16 protein-coding genes are annotated in these 17,507 nt (G+C 70.5%); 8 read left to right on the plus strand and 8 right to left on the minus strand.

What is annotated here, in order from left to right:
• Positions 1 to 15: 15 nt before the first annotated feature.
• From pcaDC to BUR99_RS15975, 6 genes are all read right to left on the minus strand, one after another.
• Entirely contained in the window at positions 16 to 1,275 is a 1,260-nt protein-coding gene (pcaDC, locus tag BUR99_RS15950) for a bifunctional 3-oxoadipate enol-lactonase/4-carboxymuconolactone decarboxylase PcaDC (RefSeq protein ID WP_074261342.1), read from the minus strand.
• Complete coding sequence (locus BUR99_RS15955) at positions 1,272 to 2,453, minus strand: lyase family protein (RefSeq protein ID WP_074261343.1); 1,182 nt, start codon at positions 2,451 to 2,453, stop codon at positions 1,272 to 1,274. Before BUR99_RS15955 ends, pcaDC begins: the two co-directional genes overlap by 4 nt.
• Complete coding sequence (gene pcaG, locus BUR99_RS15960; protein ID WP_074261344.1) at positions 2,450 to 3,058, minus strand: protocatechuate 3,4-dioxygenase subunit alpha; 609 nt, start codon at positions 3,056 to 3,058, stop codon at positions 2,450 to 2,452. Before pcaG ends, BUR99_RS15955 begins: the two co-directional genes overlap by 4 nt.
• Positions 3,051 to 3,845 carry a protocatechuate 3,4-dioxygenase subunit beta gene (gene pcaH / locus BUR99_RS15965; RefSeq protein WP_084184067.1) on the minus strand — a complete coding sequence of 265 codons (795 nt, stop codon included), beginning with the start codon at positions 3,843 to 3,845 and terminating at the stop codon, positions 3,051 to 3,053. Before pcaH ends, pcaG begins: the two co-directional genes overlap by 8 nt.
• Before the next feature lie 2 nt (positions 3,846 to 3,847).
• Positions 3,848 to 5,038, minus strand: coding sequence for a 4-hydroxybenzoate 3-monooxygenase (locus BUR99_RS15970; protein ID WP_234980888.1), 1,191 nt, complete (start codon positions 5,036 to 5,038; stop codon positions 3,848 to 3,850).
• A gap of 90 nt (positions 5,039 to 5,128) precedes the next feature.
• Positions 5,129 to 5,893: an IclR family transcriptional regulator gene (locus BUR99_RS15975; protein ID WP_074261347.1), complete on the minus strand. Its 765-nt coding sequence runs from the start codon at positions 5,891 to 5,893 to the stop codon at positions 5,129 to 5,131.
• 179 nt (positions 5,894 to 6,072) lie between these two features.
• Between BUR99_RS15975 and BUR99_RS15980 the strand changes: the two genes are divergently transcribed.
• Positions 6,073 to 6,432 carry a carboxymuconolactone decarboxylase gene (locus BUR99_RS15980; protein WP_200802758.1) on the plus strand — a complete coding sequence of 120 codons (360 nt, stop codon included), beginning with the start codon at positions 6,073 to 6,075 and terminating at the stop codon, positions 6,430 to 6,432.
• A 16-nt stretch (positions 6,433 to 6,448) separates the two neighbouring features.
• Here BUR99_RS15980 and BUR99_RS15985 read toward each other — a convergent pair whose 3' ends face one another.
• The gene (locus BUR99_RS15985) at positions 6,449 to 7,609 is read right to left on the minus strand and encodes an AI-2E family transporter (protein WP_074261639.1); all 1,161 of its coding nucleotides are present in this window, start codon (positions 7,607 to 7,609) and stop codon (positions 6,449 to 6,451) included.
• Positions 7,610 to 7,902: 293 nt separating this feature from the next.
• Between BUR99_RS15985 and BUR99_RS20300 the strand changes: the two genes are divergently transcribed.
• The 5 genes from BUR99_RS20300 (at position 7,903) to BUR99_RS16010 (ending at position 12,410) form a co-directional block, all read left to right on the plus strand.
• Complete coding sequence (locus BUR99_RS20300; RefSeq protein WP_159441000.1) at positions 7,903 to 8,070, plus strand: hypothetical protein; 168 nt, start codon at positions 7,903 to 7,905, stop codon at positions 8,068 to 8,070.
• A 6-nt stretch (positions 8,071 to 8,076) separates the two neighbouring features.
• Positions 8,077 to 8,646 (plus strand): potassium channel family protein, encoded by a 570-nt coding sequence (locus tag BUR99_RS15995; protein WP_074261349.1) that lies wholly within the window; start codon positions 8,077 to 8,079, stop codon positions 8,644 to 8,646.
• 97 nt (positions 8,647 to 8,743) lie between these two features.
• Complete coding sequence (locus BUR99_RS16000) at positions 8,744 to 9,778, plus strand: iron ABC transporter substrate-binding protein (protein WP_074261350.1); 1,035 nt, start codon at positions 8,744 to 8,746, stop codon at positions 9,776 to 9,778.
• 17 nt (positions 9,779 to 9,795) lie between these two features.
• Complete coding sequence (locus BUR99_RS16005) at positions 9,796 to 11,331, plus strand: ABC transporter permease (RefSeq protein WP_074261351.1); 1,536 nt, start codon at positions 9,796 to 9,798, stop codon at positions 11,329 to 11,331.
• Positions 11,328 to 12,410, plus strand: coding sequence for an ABC transporter ATP-binding protein (locus tag BUR99_RS16010; RefSeq protein WP_074261352.1), 1,083 nt, complete (start codon positions 11,328 to 11,330; stop codon positions 12,408 to 12,410). Before BUR99_RS16005 ends, BUR99_RS16010 begins: the two co-directional genes overlap by 4 nt.
• Here the strand turns inward: BUR99_RS16010 and BUR99_RS16015 are convergent.
• Positions 12,359 to 15,082, minus strand: coding sequence for an AMP-binding protein (locus tag BUR99_RS16015; protein WP_143231678.1), 2,724 nt, complete (start codon positions 15,080 to 15,082; stop codon positions 12,359 to 12,361). The genes BUR99_RS16010 and BUR99_RS16015 overlap by 52 nt on opposite strands.
• A gap of 187 nt (positions 15,083 to 15,269) precedes the next feature.
• On the opposite strand from BUR99_RS16015, the gene BUR99_RS16020 reads away from it, so the two are divergent.
• Positions 15,270 to 15,662 (plus strand): SHOCT domain-containing protein, encoded by a 393-nt coding sequence (locus tag BUR99_RS16020; RefSeq protein ID WP_074261354.1) that lies wholly within the window; start codon positions 15,270 to 15,272, stop codon positions 15,660 to 15,662.
• Positions 15,663 to 15,815: 153 nt separating this feature from the next.
• Complete coding sequence (locus BUR99_RS16025) at positions 15,816 to 17,396, plus strand: LuxR C-terminal-related transcriptional regulator (RefSeq protein ID WP_074261355.1); 1,581 nt, start codon at positions 15,816 to 15,818, stop codon at positions 17,394 to 17,396.
• Positions 17,397 to 17,507: the final 111 nt, after the last annotated feature.

The raw sequence follows: 17,507 nt of genomic DNA on the forward strand, positions 1-17,507 counted from the left end.
GATGGATCCTTCGGGTCAGTCGTTCGGATCGGACGCTTCGGAGGCATCCGCTTCGGAGGCATCGCTGCCGGATGCTGCGTCGCCGTCAGGGGCATCCGCCTCGGCGAACACCTCGCGCGCGATCGCGAACGCCTCGTTCGACGCCGGGAGCCCCGCGTACAGGGCGGTGTGCAGCAGCACCTCGGCGATCTCGTCGCGGGTGAGTCCGTTGCGGAGCGCCGCGCGCACATGCATCGCGATCTCGCCGTGGTGGCCGCCGGTCGTGAGACTCGCGAGCGTCGCGATCGAGCGTTCGCGCCGGGAGAGCGCGGGCCGCTCCCACACCTCGCCCCACGCGTAGCGGGTGAGGAACTCCTGGAACACGGCGGTCTCGGGAGTCGTGGCCGCGATGGCCCGATCGACGTGCGCGTCGCCGAGCACGCTGCGGCGAACGCGCATGCCGCGATCGTGGACGACGGATGCCGCGGCAGCGCGCTCCGCGACGGCGACGTGGTCGGCGATGAGCTCCGCGGCCCGCTGAGGTTGCTCGAGCACGGCGAGGTGCGACGCGTCGGCGAGCGACACGTGCCGGGCACCGGGGATGGCGCCTGCGAGCACCTGCATCGACGCCGGGGCGGTGACCGCGTCGTGCTCGCCGCTGACGGCGAGCACGGGCACGGCGAGCGCGGCGAGGTCGCCCGTGCGGTCGAAGCCCGCGAGGGCCTCGGTGCAGCGCGCATACGACTCGTCGTCGACGTCGACGAGTGCGGCGAGCGCCCGTGCGCCGGCGCCTGTCGCATCCCGATCGAGGAATCCGGGCGCGAACCAGCGCGACGCGCTGCCGGTGACGAGGGAGGCGGTGCCGCTCGATCGCACCGCGGCGGCGCGATCGCGCCAGCCGTCGGCAGCGCCGATGCGCGCGCCGCTGCAGCTCATGACGAGGCTCAGCACCCGGTCGGGGTGAGCGAGCGCGAGTTCGAGCGCGACGGCGCCGCCGAGCGAGACGCCCGCGACGTGGAAGGCGCCGCCGCCCGCCTCGTCGACGACGGCCAGCACGGCGTCGGCGAGCTCGGCGATCGTGAACGGCTCGGACGCGGCAGGGCTCGCGCCGTGGCCCGGCAGGTCGATGCGCAGCACGCGGAGCCCCGCGGTGCGCGCGTCGGCGCGGAGCGCATCGGTCGCGCCGTCCCACAGGGCCGTCGTCGTGCCGAGCGAGGGCAGCAGCACGAGGAGCGGGTTCGACGCGGCGGGCGCGGTACCCGGTGCGAACGCCCCGAGCAGTCTGGGTGCGGTCATGCGTGCGGCTCCTGGTCGGCGAGTCGGGCGAAGCGGGCGACGGCACGGTCGACGATGCGATCGGATGCCGCGACGAGCACGTCGCGCGACGGGCGCTCGCCGGCCGCGCCGGCGTGCTCGAGCAGCTCGGCGGCGCGCTCGCGGTCGAACTCGAGACCGGCGAGGAGGCGGGCAGACGAGGAGGCGGCGGAACGCGCGAGCCGCACGAGTCGGCGCTGCGACGCCCACTCGGCGTGCCAGCGGCCGGCGGAGCGCTCGTCGCCGGCCATCGCGGCGGCGGCGATCACCTGGACGAGGCCCGGCGCCTCGGTGGCGGCCGCGGTGATCGCGACGGCGTCGACGGGGTTGCGCTTGTGCGCCATCGCCGATGAACCGCCGCCGCCCGCGAGACGGACCTCGCCGATCTCCTCGCGGGAGAGGAAGGTCGCGTCGCCCGCGATGCGGCCGAGCACGGAGACCACGGCGGCGGCGGCCGAGGCGACGGCCAGCACCGGCGTGCGCTCGGTGTGCCAGGAGCGGTCGGGATCGGCGAGTCCGAGCAGGGACGCGAGTTCGGCGCGCACCGCGTCGGAGCCGTCCGGACGAGGGGCCGCGGCATCCGCTGCCGTGCCTGTTCCGACGGCGCCGCCGAACTGCACGGGGAAGGCGACCGCATCGATCGCGGCGACGGCCGAGGCCACGCCGTCGAGCCAGCCGGCGGCCAGCACACCGAGGGTGCTCGCCTCGGCCTGTCGTGCGAGGGAGCGTGCGATCCGCGGGCTGTGCCGCTCGAGCTGCGCGAGCTCCGAGAGTCGGCGGCCGTCCTCGACGAGGAAGCGACGGGCCGCGTGCAGCGCGTCGCGCGCGACGAGCATGAGCGTCGAGTCGACGATGTCCTGGCTCGTCGCGCCGAGGTGGAGCGGCGCCGTGACGAACCCCGCCGCCGAGAGCTGCGCCTGGAGCGCCGGCACGAGGGCGACGACGGGCACGCCGTCGCGGGCGACGCCGCGCTGCAGCGCAGCCCGGTCGAGGGAGGCGGCATCGAGCGCGGCGGCCGCCGCATCGAGCGGCTCTCCGAGCACGCTCCCCCATGCTCGGAGCAGCCCGCGCTCGACCTCGACCATGGCGGCGAGCACCGCGTCGTCGTCGGTGCCGGCGCTGTCGGCCGCGCCCGGATCGATGAGTCCCCAGTCGGTCATCGCTGCATCCCCTCGTGTCGGCCTTCGAGCCCGAAATCGAGGAACACGGTCTCGCCCTCGCCCTGCAGCCGGATGTCGAATCGGTACGAGGCCGGCGCGTCCGACACGGCGACGAGGGTGTGCCGCCGCGCCGGATCGACGCTCGAGAGCAGCGGATCGGCGCCGTTCGCCGCGGCCTCGTCGTCGAAGTAGGCCCGCGTGAAGAGGTGGTGCAGCACGCCGCGCGCGAAGACGGTCACGAGCAGGTACGGCGCGAGGCCCGCGCGGGTCGCACCCGGCTTGATCGTCGTGAATGCGTAGAGTCCGTCGCGGTCGACGGCCGCGCGCCCGAAGCCCGAGAACCCGTGCTGGTCGCGGTCGAGCACGCCGCGCTCCGTGGAGGGGCGGCCGGCGGCATCCGCGCCCCAGATCTCGACGATCGCGTCGGGGATCGGGTCGCCGCCGCCGTCGAAGACCGTGCCGTGCAGGCGAATGGCGTCGGGCTGCCACGGCGCACGCACCGTCGGCCCACCGGAGTAGGGCAGCGCGTAGCCGAAGAACGGGCCGACGGTCTGCGCAGGCGTCTGGAGCAGCGCTTCGTCGGGCATCGGCAGTGGCTCAGGCATGGTCCGCGTCCTCCGGTTCCATCCAGGTCGACTTCGGCCCGGTGAGCACCACGTCCCAGCGGTAGCCGAGCGCCCACTCGGGCTCGCTCACGTCGTGATCGTACGTCGCGACGAGCCGGTCCCGCGCGCGCTGGTCGCTGATCGACTGGTAGATCGGGTCGAGCGCGAAGAGCGGGTCGCCCGGGAAGTACATCTGCGTGATGAGGCGCTGCGTGAACGCCGACCCGAAGAACGAGAAGTGGATGTGCGCGGGGCGCCAGGCGTTGCGGTGGTTCTTCCACGGGTAGGCGCCCGGCTTGATCGTCGTCAGCCGGTACGAGCCGTCGTCGCCCGTGATCATGCGCCCGACGCCGGTGAAGTTCGGGTCGAGCGGCGCCGGGTGCTGGTCGCGCTTGTGCACGTACCGGCCCGAGGCGTTGGCCTGCCAGATCTCGACGAGCTGGTTCCGCACCGGCCTGCCATCGCCGTCAAGCACCCGCCCGGTGAGGATGATGCGCTCGCCGAGCGGCTCGCCGGCGTGCTGGATCGTCAGGTCGGCCTCCTCGGCCGCGACATCCGTGTGCCCGAACGCGGGTGAGACGAGCTCGATCTCCTCGGGGTCGGCGCGCACGAGCTCGTGGGTCGGATGCCGCAGCCGCGTGGAGCGGTACGGCGCGAAGTCGCGCGGCGGGTGGGCGGGCACCGGGGCGCCGGATGCCGCGGCGGCGTGTGCGGCGCGATGGTGCGCCGCGATCTCGGCGTCGATGACCTGCTGGCTCTCGCCGGGCTGGGGTGCTGGTCGTGGCATGGTCACTCCGTGAAGGGAAGGCCGGCGTACTGCTCGGCGAGACTCCGGCGGGCGGCGAGGGAACCCGTGAGGTGGTCGAGCTGGCCCACCTGGCTGCGGTAGCGGAAGGCGCGCGCCGAGGCATCCGGAACCTCGTGGTGCACGTGCAGCATCTCGGTCATCCACTGCGAGAAGTGCTGCACCTTCCACTGGCGGGCGAGGGCGCGGTCGCTGTACCGGGCGAGGCCGGTGTCGTCGCCGACGCGGTGGTCGAGGATCGCCTGTCCGAGCATCGCCACATCGGCGAGCGCGGAGTTCAGCCCCTTCGCACCGGTCGGCGGCACGATGTGCCCGGCGTCGCCCGCGAGGAACATGCGACCGTGCTGCAGGGTCGAGGTCACGAAGCTGCGCATCGGCGTCACCGACTTCTCGGTGATCGGGCCCTCCTGCAGCTGCCAGCCCTCGAGGCCGAGCCGCTCGTGCAGCGCATCCCAGATGCGCGCGTCGCTCCAGTCGTCGATCGACTCGTCGGGCCCGACCTGCACGTAGAGCCGCGAGACCTCGAGCGAGCGCATCGAGTGCATGCCGAAGCCCTCGGGATGCAGGGCGTAGATCAGGTCGTCGGTCGACGGCGGCACGTCGGCGAGGATGCCGAGCCAGCCGAACGGGTAGCTGCGTTCGAAGACCTCGATCTCGCCGGCCGGAATGCTGCGACGGCAGATGCCGTGGTATCCGTCGGCGCCGACGACGAGGTCGCACTCGATCTCGTGGCTGACGCCCTCGAGCGTGTAGCTGACCGTGGGATGCGGGCCGGTGACGCCGGCCGGCTGCACCTCCTTCGCCTCGAAGACGATCGTCGACCCGATGCGGTCGTGCTCGGCGAGCAGGTGGGCGACGAGCGCCTGCTGCCCGTAGACGGTGACGGTGCGACCGACGAGGTCGAGGAAGTCGATGTGGTGGCGCTGGCCCTCGTACTGCAGGTAGATGCCGTGGTGGGTGAGGCCGCGCTCGCGGAGGTCGGCGTCGAGGCCGTGCCGGGCGAGGAGATCGACCGAGCCCTGTTCGAGCACGCCTGCGCGGATGCGTCCGAGCACGTGCTCGCGCGTCTGCGCCTCGAGGATCACGAAGGGGACGCCCGCCTGGGCGAGGAGGTGGCCGAGCATGAGGCCCGCAGGCCCTGCGCCGATGATGGCCACTGCGGTGGATGCTGGCACGTGGGCGCCTCTCACGTCGTCGGGATGATCGTGACGAGCTTGGCGCGGACGACCTCACCCCCGGAGGCGCCTTCCACTGAGCGGAAGGACTCAGTCGTGGTGCGCCCGATACCCCAGCGCCGACGAGATGCCCCGCGCGGCCATGCGCACGCCGAGCGAGATCTGCGGCTCGGCCAGCCGCTCGACGTGCGCGACGATCGACACGGCGGCGAGCACCTCACCCGTGGCGTCGCGCACGGGTGCGGCGATCGAGAACGCGCCGGGCGTGAGCTCTTCGACCGTGGTCGCGATGCCGGTGGAGCGGATCTCGGCCATGCGCCGGCGCAGTCCCCGCTCGTCGGTGATCGTGCGGGGCTGGTATGCGCGCGGCTCCGAGGCGAGCAGTTCGTCGAACACCTCGGACGGCGCGTACGAGAGGAGCACGAGACCGACGCCCGTGGCGTGCAGCGGCAGGCGCGAACCGACATCCGAGATCGCCGCCACCGCCGCCGGGCCGGAGAGCCGCTCGAGGTAGGTGGCGCCGAGCCCGTCGCGGATCGCGAGGTGCACGTGCTCGTGCGTCGACTCGAGCAGGTCCTCGAGGTACGGCATCGCGACCCGGCGCAGCCGCAGGGCGGTCGGCTGCCGGACGCCGAGGCGCCAGACCCGCACCCCGATCCGGTAGTCGCCGTCGTCGCCGCGCTCGAGGCCGCCCCACTCGACCCACTCGCCCACGAGCCGATGCGCCGTCGAGAGCGGCAGGTTCGCGCGGCCGGCGATCTCGCTCAGCGAGAGCTGCTCGCGGCCGTGGAAGGCGTCGGCGATCGCGAAGACCTTGCGGGCCACCGACCGCCGGTCACCGCCTCCACCTGACATGCGTTCACCTTACGACGCGGCCGGGTGCCCACGACTCCCACACGATGAGGCGAAGCAGAGCGGGCATATGCTCCCGGGGTTTCATTCGATCTCGATGATGCGACGCACGACCTCGGCGACTCGAATGGCGCATGGGGCGCCGCTGCGCTCCGCCACGAATCCTTTGGGAAGGACCCATCATGTCCGATGAGATGAACGACGACGACGCCCCGGTGCTCGACCTGCTCACGCGGATGACCGCGGACTCGCTCGAGGCCTCGACGCTCGACCTCCAGACCTTGATGCTCGTACGCATCGCCGCACTCGTGGCCGTCGACGCCGCGCCGGTCTCCTACGCGCTGAACCTCGACGTCGGCGGTGACGTCGGCCTCGACGCCGAGAAGCTTCGCGGCGTCCTCACCGCGATCGCGCCGATCGTCGGCACGGCCAAGGTTGCTGCGGCCACCGCGAACATCGTCAAGGCGCTGGCCGCGGAGATCGCGCTCGACGACCTCGAGATCGCACTCCTGGAAGAGGACGAGGACGACGACGAGTCCTGACGGCGACTCGGCATGATCACGCCGTGGAGGCGGGCGGAGTGCCACTCGGCACGCCGCCCGCCTTCTCGGCCTTGCGTGCCTTCCGCTCGGCCTTGGCCTCGGCGTCGAACTGGGCCATGATCACCTTCGTCTCGTCGAACTCGCCGAGCACCGGGCGGATCCACGCCATCGCGGGATTGGTGTCGACGAGCATCAGTCGCACGAGGAGCGTCAGCGGGATCGCGAGGATCGCGCCGATCGGCCCGATCACGACAGCCCAGAACAGCACCGAGAAGAACGTGATCGTCTGGCTCAGGTTCACGGCCTTGCCGACGACGCGTGGCTGGATCACCGACTGGATGACGCCGTTGATGACGCCGTAGACGATGATCACGGCAATGACGGTCGGCCATCCGCCGACCAGCCCGCCGAAGATGATCGGCGGGATGATCGCGATGAAGTAGCCGATGTTCGGAATGAACGAGCAGACGAAGGCGAGCAGGCCCCAGATGAATGCGCCCGGGACCTGCAGGATGAGCAGGGCGATCCAGTTCACGAGGCCCTGCGCCAGCCCGAGCACCGTCGTGACCACCATGTAGCGGCGTACGTTCGTGCCGTAGGCGACGAGCGAGCCGACGGTGAGGGGCCGCACCGGGAACAACTGCTTCAGCACCGTCGGCAGGAGGCCCGCATCCATGGCCATCAGCAGCAGCATGGTGAACACGATGACGAGCAGCGTGATCGAGCCGGTGAGGCCGCCGATGACACCGCCCAGGAAGTCGACCAGTGTCGACGGGTCGAAGCTCGAGGCGACGTCGTGGATCTCGTCGGCGTTGATGCCGATCGTCGACAGCCAGGCCGCGAAGTCATGGACGGCAGCGACGATCTGGTCCTTGAACTGCGGAATCAGGTCGACGAACTGCGTGAACGCGACGGCCACCGCCCACCCGAACGCGACCAGCAGCAGGGTGACGGCCGTGATCACCGATCCGGTCGCGAGTCCGCGGGGCACGCCGCGCTTCTCGAGCGCGATGCGCAGCGGATGCACGCAGATCGTCAGCACGAGCGCGAAGAACACCGGCCCGAAGATGCCCGCGATGGCGGCCAAACCGAACGTGGCCACCGCAGCACCGCCGAGGCCGATCAGGATGTAGGCGTTGCGATGGGGGTTTTCGGGCTCGTCGAAAGCCGTCGCCACATCGGCTTCGCTGCTGGACGAAGTCTCCGCCTGTCGCTTCCGGTTCCACCGCATGATGCTCTCCGATCTCGGTCGCATCGCCGGCCGGATCGATGACTGCCATCCGCCGGTCGGCGACGCCGGTCCCTTTCCGGTGCGCGACGACGCTACCGAGCGCAGCAGCAGTCCGAATCATTCGATCTGCGTGATGCAGCGGGGTTGCGCCTCCCGTGTACTGTCCGGAGTTCCGTCCGACGACGACGGATGCCGCGCTCCGCACGTCGGATGCCGCACTCGGGCGATTGAGGGGACTCATGACCAGCACAGAGCCCGACGCGTCACCGGTGGCGCTCGCGTCGATCTCGACGCTCGGCCGTGCCGAGAGCCGGCTCGGGCCGCTCGAGTTCGTGCTCCGCTTCTCCAACCCGCTCCAGTCGTTCTTCGACAAGAGCTGGCGGCCGAGCGAGATCGAACCGGTGTAGACGAGCATGGGCGACCCGCTCGATCGAGAGCTGTCGCGGACGGAGCGTCGACGCTACATCGTCCGCGGGTTGCTTCGCGCCCTGGTCATGACCGTCGCGATCGTGGCGCTGTACTTCCTCCTGCCGCTCGACCGCGTCGGGGTGCTGCCGCTGTGGGCGACGCTGCTCATCGCGCTCGTCGTCATGGTGGGGGTGACGACCTGGCAGACCCGTGCCATCGTGCGGTCGGCGCAGCCGGGACTCCGCGGCATCGAGGCGCTCGCCGTGACCGCTCCCCTGTACCTCCTGCTGTTCGCGGCCAGCTACTTCGTGATGTCGCAGTCCGACCCGACCGCGTTCACGGCCGAGAACCCGACTCGCGTCGACACGCTGTACTTCACCGTGACCGTGTTCGCCACGGTCGGCTTCGGCGACATCAGTCCTGCGAGCGAGACGGCACGCCTCCTCGTCATGTTCCAGATGATCCTGAACCTGATCGTGCTCGGCGCCGGCATCCGACTCCTGACCGCCGCCGTGCAACGAGGCCGCGAATCCAAGGCGGATGCCGCGACGCTCCCCAGCGGCTCTGAGCCGTAGGCCCGAAGGCGACGATGGGGCGACCAGCGACGTCGTGCCGTCTTCGCGCGAGCCGATTAGGATAGCCTTACCTCCCCCTCGAAAAGGATCCCCTTCCATGCGAAACCGACTGTTCCGTGCCGCCATCGCCCCCGTCGCAGCGGCCTCGCTGGTCCTCGCCGGGTGCGCCGCAACCGGCGAGAATCCGGATGCCTCGGCATCCGCCGACGCGCTCGTGATCTACAACGCCCAGCACGAACAGCTGACCGAGGAATGGACCGCGGCATTCACCGAGGAGACCGGCATCGAGGTCTCCCTGCGCAACGGCGGCGACAGCGAGCTCTCGAACCAGATCGTGACCGAAGGTGCGGCGTCGCCTGCGGACGTGTTCCTGACCGAGAACTCCCCGGCGATGTCGCTGGTCGAGGATGCCGGCCTGTTCGCTCCGGTCGACTCGGCGACGCTCGACCTCGTGCCCGCCCAGTACCGCCCGTCATCGGGCGCTTGGACCGGCATCGCCGCCCGCTCCACCGTGCTGGTGTACAACCCGTCCCTGATCAGCGAGGCCGAGCTGCCGTCCTCGCTCATGGATCTCCAGAACCCGGAGTGGAAGGGGCGTTGGGGTGCGGCGCCGAGCGGCGCCGACTTCCAGGCGATCGTGTCGGCGATGCTCGCCACCCAGGGCGAGGAGGCCACGAGTTCGTGGCTCGAGGGCATGCACTCGAACGCGACGGTCTACAACAACAACATCGCGACGATGAAGGCCGTGAACGCGGGCGAGGTGCCGGTCGGCGTGATCTACCACTACTACTGGTACCGCGATCAGGACGGCACCGCGGAGAACAGCGGCAACACGAAGCTGCACTACTTCGGCAACGAGGATCCCGGCGCGTTCGTGAGCATCTCCGGCGGTGGCGTGCTGAAGTCCAGCGCTCATGCCGACGAGGCGCAGGAGTTCCTCGCCTGGCTCGCGGGCCCCGCTGGCCAGACGATCCTCGGCGAGGGCTACAGCTTCGAGTACCCCGTCAGCACCGGCGTCCCGGCACGCTCACCGCTGCCCGCCCTCGACTCGCTGAACGCCCCCGCCATCGACCCGTCGACGCTGAACGGCCCCGACGTGGTCGCACTCATGACCGAAGCCGGTCTGCTCTGACACTGACCAGGACGCCGATGCCGGCGGGAGTCGCAGACCGCAAGCGACCTCCTGTCGGCCTCGTCGTGTTCGCGGTGCTCTTCGCCGCGGCCGCCCTGATCCCGGTCGGCTACGTCATCCAGGCCGCGTTCGCCATGGGCTGGCAGCAGCTCGCCGACCTGGTGTTCCGCCCGCGCGTCGGCGAGCTGCTCACGAACACGGTGCTCCTCGTCGTGCTCGGCGTTCCGTGCGCCGTCGTGCTCGGCGTCGGCGGCGCCTGGCTCGTCGAGCGCACGACCCTTCCGGCGCGACGCCTGTTCGCGGTGCTCCTCGTCATGCCGCTGACCATCCCCGCGTTCGTCGCCAGCTACGGATGGGCCAGCGCCATCCCGTCGATCAACGGCCTCGGCGGAGGGCTGCTCGTGGCCACGCTCGCGTACTACCCGCTGGTCTACCTGCCGGCGCTCGCGAGCCTCCGGGGTCTCGACCCGGCGCTCGAGGAGTCGGCGCGTTCGCTCGGCATGAACGGGTGGCAGGTGTTCCTGCGCGTGATCCTGCCCCAGCTGCGGCTCGCGATGCTCGGCGGCGGGCTCGTCGTCGCGCTGCATCTGCTGGCCGAGTACGGCGCCTTCGCGTTCCTTCGCTTCGAGACGTTCACCACCGCCATCGTCGTCGCCTACCAGGCGGGCTTCGCCGGCCCGAATGCCGCGGCACTCGGCGTCGTGCTGGCGATGCTCTGCTTCGTGGTGCTCGTGATCGAGGCGGCGGCACGTGGACGACTGCGCTACTCGCGGGTCGGCAGCGGAACGCAGCTGCCCGCCCCCAGGGTCGAGCTCGGCCGGGCCGCGCCGTTCGTGGTCGGCGCGCTCCTCGTGCTCGCCACGGCGGCGGTCGCGGTGCCGCTGGCGAATGTCGGTCGCTGGCTGTTCGCCACCGACGCCGCCGACTGGCAACCGCTGCTCAACGCGACGTGGCAGACCGTGGTGCTGTCCGTCGGCGGTGCCGTCGCCGCACTCGTCGTCGCCCTGCCGATCGCATGGATCGCCGCACGCTATCCGGGCCGAACGGCCCGCACCCTCGAGGGGGCGTACTACGTCGCCAGCAGCCTTCCGGCCATCATCGTGGCGCTCGCGCTCGTGACGTTCACCCTGCGCGTGGTGCCCGCGATGTACCAGACGGTGGCGACGGTGATCGCCGCGTACGTGCTCATCTTCCTGCCACGGGCGTTGGTCTCCGTGCGCGCGGGCGTCGCGCAGATCCCCGAGGGCTTCGAGGAGGCCGCACGCTCGCTCGGGGTCTCCCCGTTCATGGCGAAACTCCGGGTGACCGCCCCGCTGCTGCTCCCGTCGCTCGCGGCCGGCGCAGCACTCGTCGCGCTCGGGGCCGCGAACGAGCTCACTGCCACCCTCCTGCTCGCGCCCACGGGTACGCGGACCGTTGCGACCGGATTCTGGGCGGCGGCGTCGGCCATCGACTATGCCGCCGCAGCGCCGTACGCCCTGACCCTCGTTCTGCTGTCTGTTCCGGCCGTCGCCCTGATGTTCGCCCAAGTCAAAGCTCGGAGGAGCCGTTGAGTCTGCAGTTGACCGGTGTGTCGAAGTCGTTCGGCAGCCAGCCGGTGCTCGATCGGGTGAGCTTCGACGTCGAGCGAGGCACGAGGCTCGCGATCGTCGGCGCCTCAGGCAGCGGCAAGAGCACGCTGCTCCGCATCATCGCCGGGTTCGAGCAACCGGGGGCCGGTGAAGTCCGTCTCGACGATCGTCTCCTCGCCAGCGCGACGACGACGATCAGTGCGCACCGCCGCGGCATCGGCTACGTCGCGCAGGACGGGGCGCTCTTCCCCCATCTCTCGGTGCGAGGCAACATCGGGTTCGGAATCCCCCGCTCCGCCGCCCGAGAGGGCCGGATCCGCGAGGTGATGGAGCTGACCTCGCTGGACGCGGACTTCCTCGACCGGTACCCGCACCAGTTGTCGGGCGGTCAGCAACAGCGCGTCGCCCTCGCCCGTGCGCTCGCACCGGACCCGAAGGTGATTCTGCTCGACGAACCGTTCTCGGCCCTCGACACGGGCCTGCGCGCCCACACCCGGGCAGCGATGACCCGCGCCCTGTCACAGAGCGGTGTGACGACGATCCTGGTCACCCACGACCAGGAGGAGGCGCTCTCGTTCGGCGACCAGCTCGCCGTCATCGCCGAGGGCCGACTCGTGCAGGCCGGCAGACCGGCCGAGGTGTTCGACGCTCCGGCGAGCGCGGAGATCGCCGAGTTCCTCGGTGCCGCGCTGTTCGTGCCGGCCCACGCGAACGCCGATGCCCGGGCGGTGTGCGCATTCGGCGACCTGCCGGTGCGCCACGACCTCAGCGCCGGGGCCCGGTCCGTGCGAGCGATGCTGCGGCCGTCGCAGCTGTCAGTCGGCGACAACGCAGGGGGCACCGCTGCCACGGTCGAGTCGGCGCGGCAGAGCGGCAGCGCCGTCGAGCTGGAGCTCCGGTTCGGGAGCGCAGCCGGATTCTCGCTCACCCACCGCGTGCCGCTCTACGAGGCCCACCGATTCCCGGTCGGCCGCACGGTGTCGGTGCACGTCGACGGCGGCGTGGTGCTCTACCCGGAGACCGCGGCTTCGGATCCGGTGCGGTCGGCGCTCGCGCCCTGAGCGCGAGTGCTCCGCGGGCTGCGAGCAGCGCCGGCGCTGCGAGCGCCGCGCACCCGATCGCGAGCCCGGCCGAGCAGCGGCGCGACGGAGCTCCCGATCGCCCGGTAGGCGAACCAGGCCCCGATGCCGACGAGCAGCGAGAGCACGGTGCCGATCAGCGGAGCGCTCGCCTCCCACGCCGGGTACACCACCCAGTGCGTGAGGTAGATGAACAGGGATGCCCCCGCGAGCAGCCTGATCACGGGCACGAGTGGTCGCGGCAACCGCAGCTGCGGCGCCCAGATCAGCAGGAGCAGACCGACCACGACGACGGCCTCGCGCGCCGGCTCGCCGAAGAATCCGAAGGTGGCCACCACGACGGCGGCCGAGGCGATCGCACGTCTCCACATCGTGTCGGCGCGGGCGATGACCCATCCGAGCACCAGGCACCAGAGCACGATGACCGCCGTGTACCGGTCGACGCGCTGCGCCTCGATCCCCGTCGCCGCGAATCGCAACGCGAGCGTCGCAGCCAGCAGCACCACGGCGAACGCCCAGGGATGCCGGCGCTCAAGTCGGTCGATGGGACGGATCGCGAACAGCAGCGCGAGGCCGAGCATCGACCAGACCGCCGCTTCGAGGAACCAGAACTGCCATTGCTCGTTCCATGCGCCGTCGCCGGGAACGACGTTGTTCACCAGCAAGGCGGTCGGCCAGGTGTACTTGCCGCTGATCACCGCGACCGCGCCGATCCAGATGACCGCGGGAATCGCGATCTGGGCGGCGCTGCGGAGCAGCCGTCGCACGCGAGCCGCACCCGGCACGTCGGCGAGCTGGAAGCGCGCGAGGTTGTATCCGGCGACGGCGAGCAGCAGGTGAGCTCCGCCCTTCATGCCGATCAGGTCGGCGTGCGTGGCCACGATCAGCACGATCGCGATTGCGCGGAGCACCGCCGGCGTCTCCATTCGGGGAAGCATCGGCTTCCGGCGTGCAGCCGTTCGCTGTCGGTCGGATGCCGCGGCGCCCGCCGATGCCACGCTCGAGTCGACCGGCGGAGCGGGACGGTCCGAGGTCTCGACCGCCGCAGCGAGGCGAGTCCCCGGGAGTGAGGGCCACTCGCGCGGCAGACGTCCGAGCAGGTCCTCGAGCCGGAGCGAGACCTCCACGTAGCTCAGGGAATCGCCGCCGAGCCCGGCGAAACTGTCGTCGACGGTCGCGTCGGCCCTGCCCAGGAGCTCGACGAAGACATCGCGGATGCTCTCGGCGACCGACGCGGCCGCGGTCGTCGCGGCCGGGTCGTCGATGCGCTCATCGAGCAGGGCGGCGTAGCTGACGAGCGCTCGGAAGTCCGGCTTGCCGCTCGAGGTGCACGGGAACTCGCTGATCGCGTACGCGCGCACTGCATGGGCCGGGATGCCGAGCAGGGCGGCGGCACGGGAACGGGCCTCATCGACTCGCCGTTCCTCGCGCACGAAGACGAGCAGCCGCTCGCCCGCGCTCGAGGTGCGCGCCACGATGCCGTCCTCCTCGAGCAGCCGTTGCACCGCGTCGAGATCGACCCGCAGACCGAACACCTTCACGAACCGGTTCATCCGGCCGACCACCTCGAAGAGTCCGTCGGGACGCTGCTTCGCGAGGTCGCCGGTACGCAACTCGTGCACCGTACGTCCGAGTGCGAAGTCCGCTGGGCTCTCGGCATAGCCGAGCATCACGTTCGGCCCCTCGTAGACCAGCTCGCCGATCTCGGCTCCGGGCTCGGCGTCGATGCGCAACCGGCCGCCGGGGATCGGCCGGCCGATGGCACCCGCCGCCTGCTCGGCGAGCTCCGCCGGCACGTACGCCATGCGGGCCGTCGCCTCGGTCTGGCCGTACATGACGAAGAACTCGAATCCGCGGCGGTCGCCGAGTCGGGCGAAGCGGCGGATCGCCTCAGGTGCGAGACGGCCCCCGGCCTGCGTGAGGTATCGGATGCTGGTGGGCAGCCGCTCGGCGAATCCTCCCGCTTCGAGGAGTTCGAACGTGTACGGCACTCCCGCGAACGAGGTGATGCGGTGGGCGCTCGCCTCCTCCCAGAACGCGGCATCCGTCACCGAGCGGCCGGTGAGCATGATGCCGGCGCCCGAGATGAGGTGGCTGTTGATGACGGACAATCCGTAGCAGTAGTGCATGGGCAGCGTCGTCGCGGCCCGGTCCGCAGGACCGAGTCGCAGGTAGTCCGCGATCGCGCGCGCATTGCTCACGAGGTTCTCGTGCGACAGCCGAACCAGCTTGGGAGATCCGGTGGACCCCGAGGTGCTGACGAGCAGCGCCAGGTCCGGAGAGAACCGATGGGCGCTGCCGACCCGCACCTCGTGCAGGATCGGTCCGTTGCCCGCTCCCGCGGCGATGACGTCGGGGTCGAACCGCTCGGCGAGGTGCGCCCGGTGCCGAATCGACGCTTCGTCTTCGCCGGGCGCCACGAGCAGGATCGGATGCCGGTCTTCGAGGGCGGCCAGATAGGTGACGAGCGGCTCGAGGTCGTTGGAAGCCTGGAGCATGACGAGCCGACGTGTTGCTCCGAGTTCGCGGCGCCGCTCGATGACCCGCTCGGCGAGTTCCCCGTAGCTCAACGCGCCCGATTCGGTGACGAGCGCGACGTCGTCGCGGGCGCCGCCGAGCAGCATCGAATGATGAGCAGGCATGGTCGTGAGCACGGCGGATGCCTCCAGAGGAGCAGACAGGGAATCAGGTAAGCCTACCCTAACTGCGTATTCAGCCACTTCTCGGATGCATCTCAGGCGACCCGAGGCTTCATCCGAATCGCATGATGCGCCCGAGATCACCGAGCCTTAGTCTCGCGGCAGGTGCGGTGAACCCCGCAACGATACGAAAGGCGTCGATATGAACAGCTTCTGGGACTTCATCGTCTGGCTCTTCTGGTTCTACGTGGTCATCGCGTGCATCTGGGTCTTCATCACCGTGATCGTCGACATCTTCAGGGATCACTCCCTGAACGGATGGGCGAAGGCGCTCTGGGTGCTGTTCCTGGTGTTCGTTCCGTTCCTCGCGGCGTTCATCTACCTGATCGCACGCGGACGCGGCATGGCCGAACGCAACGCAGCCAGGGTGGCGGAGTCGCAGGCGGCGAGTGCCGACTACATCCGGACCGTCGCGGGCTCCTCCGCTTCGTCGGCAGCGGCGGAGATCGAGAAGGGCAAGCAACTCCTCGACAGCGGGGCCATCACGCAGGCCGAGTTCGACGCACTCAAGGCGAAGGCGCTGCAGTCCGCGTAGCGACGCGGACACGAGTTCGCGGGATGCCGGGCGTCGCATGACGCCCGGCATCCCGTCGTCGGTCGGCGAGCACGTGCCCACCTGATCGACAATCGGTAACGATCCCTCACGCAACCCTCACGGAACCCTGCGAATACCCTACGATTCGAAGTCGTGAACCCTCGATTCGTCACCATCGGTGTGGCAGCGCGTGAGAGCGGCGTCCCGATCTGGCGACTTCGGGCATGGGATGCCTCAGGGCTGCTGACCCCGTCGCGGACGCCGAGCGGGTACCGGCTGTTCAGTGCCGCAGACGTCGAACGGGCCAGACGACTCGCCGCGGAGATCGACGGGGCCGAGCGCCTGCACGCGCTGGGGCTCGCGTATGACGTCGCGACGGGCGGCGATCCGATGGGCGCGGCCGCCGCGGCATCCCGAAGCGACGCCGAGATTCGCACGAGCGAGCGCTACGGCCTGCTGCGACAGGTGACCCATCATCTTCGCGCGAGCGACGACACCCGATCGGCCGTCGGCTTCTCCGTCGCGCAGCTCGCCCAGTTCATCGGCGCCGACGCCTGGTCGGTGGCACTCGCCGATCAGCTGCGTCAGAGGATCGAGGTGTACTCGACCTTCGGCCTGTCCGAGCGGTTCACCGACGAGGTCGGTCCGTGGCCGTTCCGGCAGGGTCTGGGCGGGCAGGTGTACGCGCTTCGCGAGCCGATCTCCGTTCCCGACCTCCAGCCCGTCGTCCGCGCGGGTCGCGAGATGGTGCTCGCCGAAGGGCTTCGGGCCTACGCCTGCGTCCCGCTCTTCCACGGATCCGCACGGGTCGGAATCCTCGAGATGTACCGACGGACGCCTGATCCGTTCGAGCTCGAAGACCTCGATCTGCTCGAGATGGTCGCCTCGCTGATCACCCCGTACATCGAGAGCGGCCGGCTCGTGCAGCAGGTGACCGCGCTCCAGCAGGAACGAGTGCACCACTTCAGAACCCTCGTCTCGCAGTTCTCCGCTGCAGGGCGCCGCCAGCGGGAGCAACTCGCCGCGGAACTGCGAACCATCACGGCCGAACTGTCGGCGACGGACGCAGGCTCCGGCTCCGCCGGATCGATCGCCGCCCGCCTGACCGGGCTGGCGCAGGAGTCGGAACAGCTCCGGTCGACCGAGTTCGACTTCCTCGAACTGGTGAACACGAGCGTGATCGACCGCATCGCTCAGGAACATGTACTGAACTGCTCGCTCGAGGTGCGGCGGTGGCCGGCAGGACTCTCGACCTCCCTGGCCTCCCGGCTGTACCTGCTGCTCGTTCGTCTCGCCGAGGAGATCGCCGCCATCGCCGAGGACCACGTCGTCATCCGGCTCGACTCGTCGCCCGACCGGATCCAGATCGGCCTCGACTACGGCACGACCGACGGGCCGCTGAAGGATCCCTATCATCCGAGTGCCGAGGCGGGCACGATCATCGACGATCTCGACGCAGCGTTCACCGCGGAACGCGGTCCCGCGTCGTCGAGCGTGACCGTGTCGATCCCTCGCGACGTCGTGGACCACCCGGGCGAACTCCTCACGCAGCGCGAAGCGGAGACGCTCGAGGCGCTCCGCAGCGGTCTGACCAACCGGGAGATCGCGGCACGGTTCGAGATCTCCGCGAAGACGGTGCAGAACCACCTCACGTCGATCTACCGGAAGCTGCAGGTGTCCAATCGCAGCGAGGCGATCAGCGTCGTGGGCGATGCCGCGGCCGAGCTTCGATGAGGGGTCCCACCTCGCCGAGCCGTGCCACCCCCACTCGTCGACCGGGCCGACGTGACTAGCGTTGGCCAGTCGGCTCGACCTCGACTGACGATCCCGCAGACGCTCCGTCGT

Source organism: Agromyces cerinus subsp. cerinus (assembly GCF_900142065.1).
Classification (GTDB): Bacteria; Actinomycetota; Actinomycetes; order Actinomycetales; family Microbacteriaceae; genus Agromyces; species Agromyces cerinus.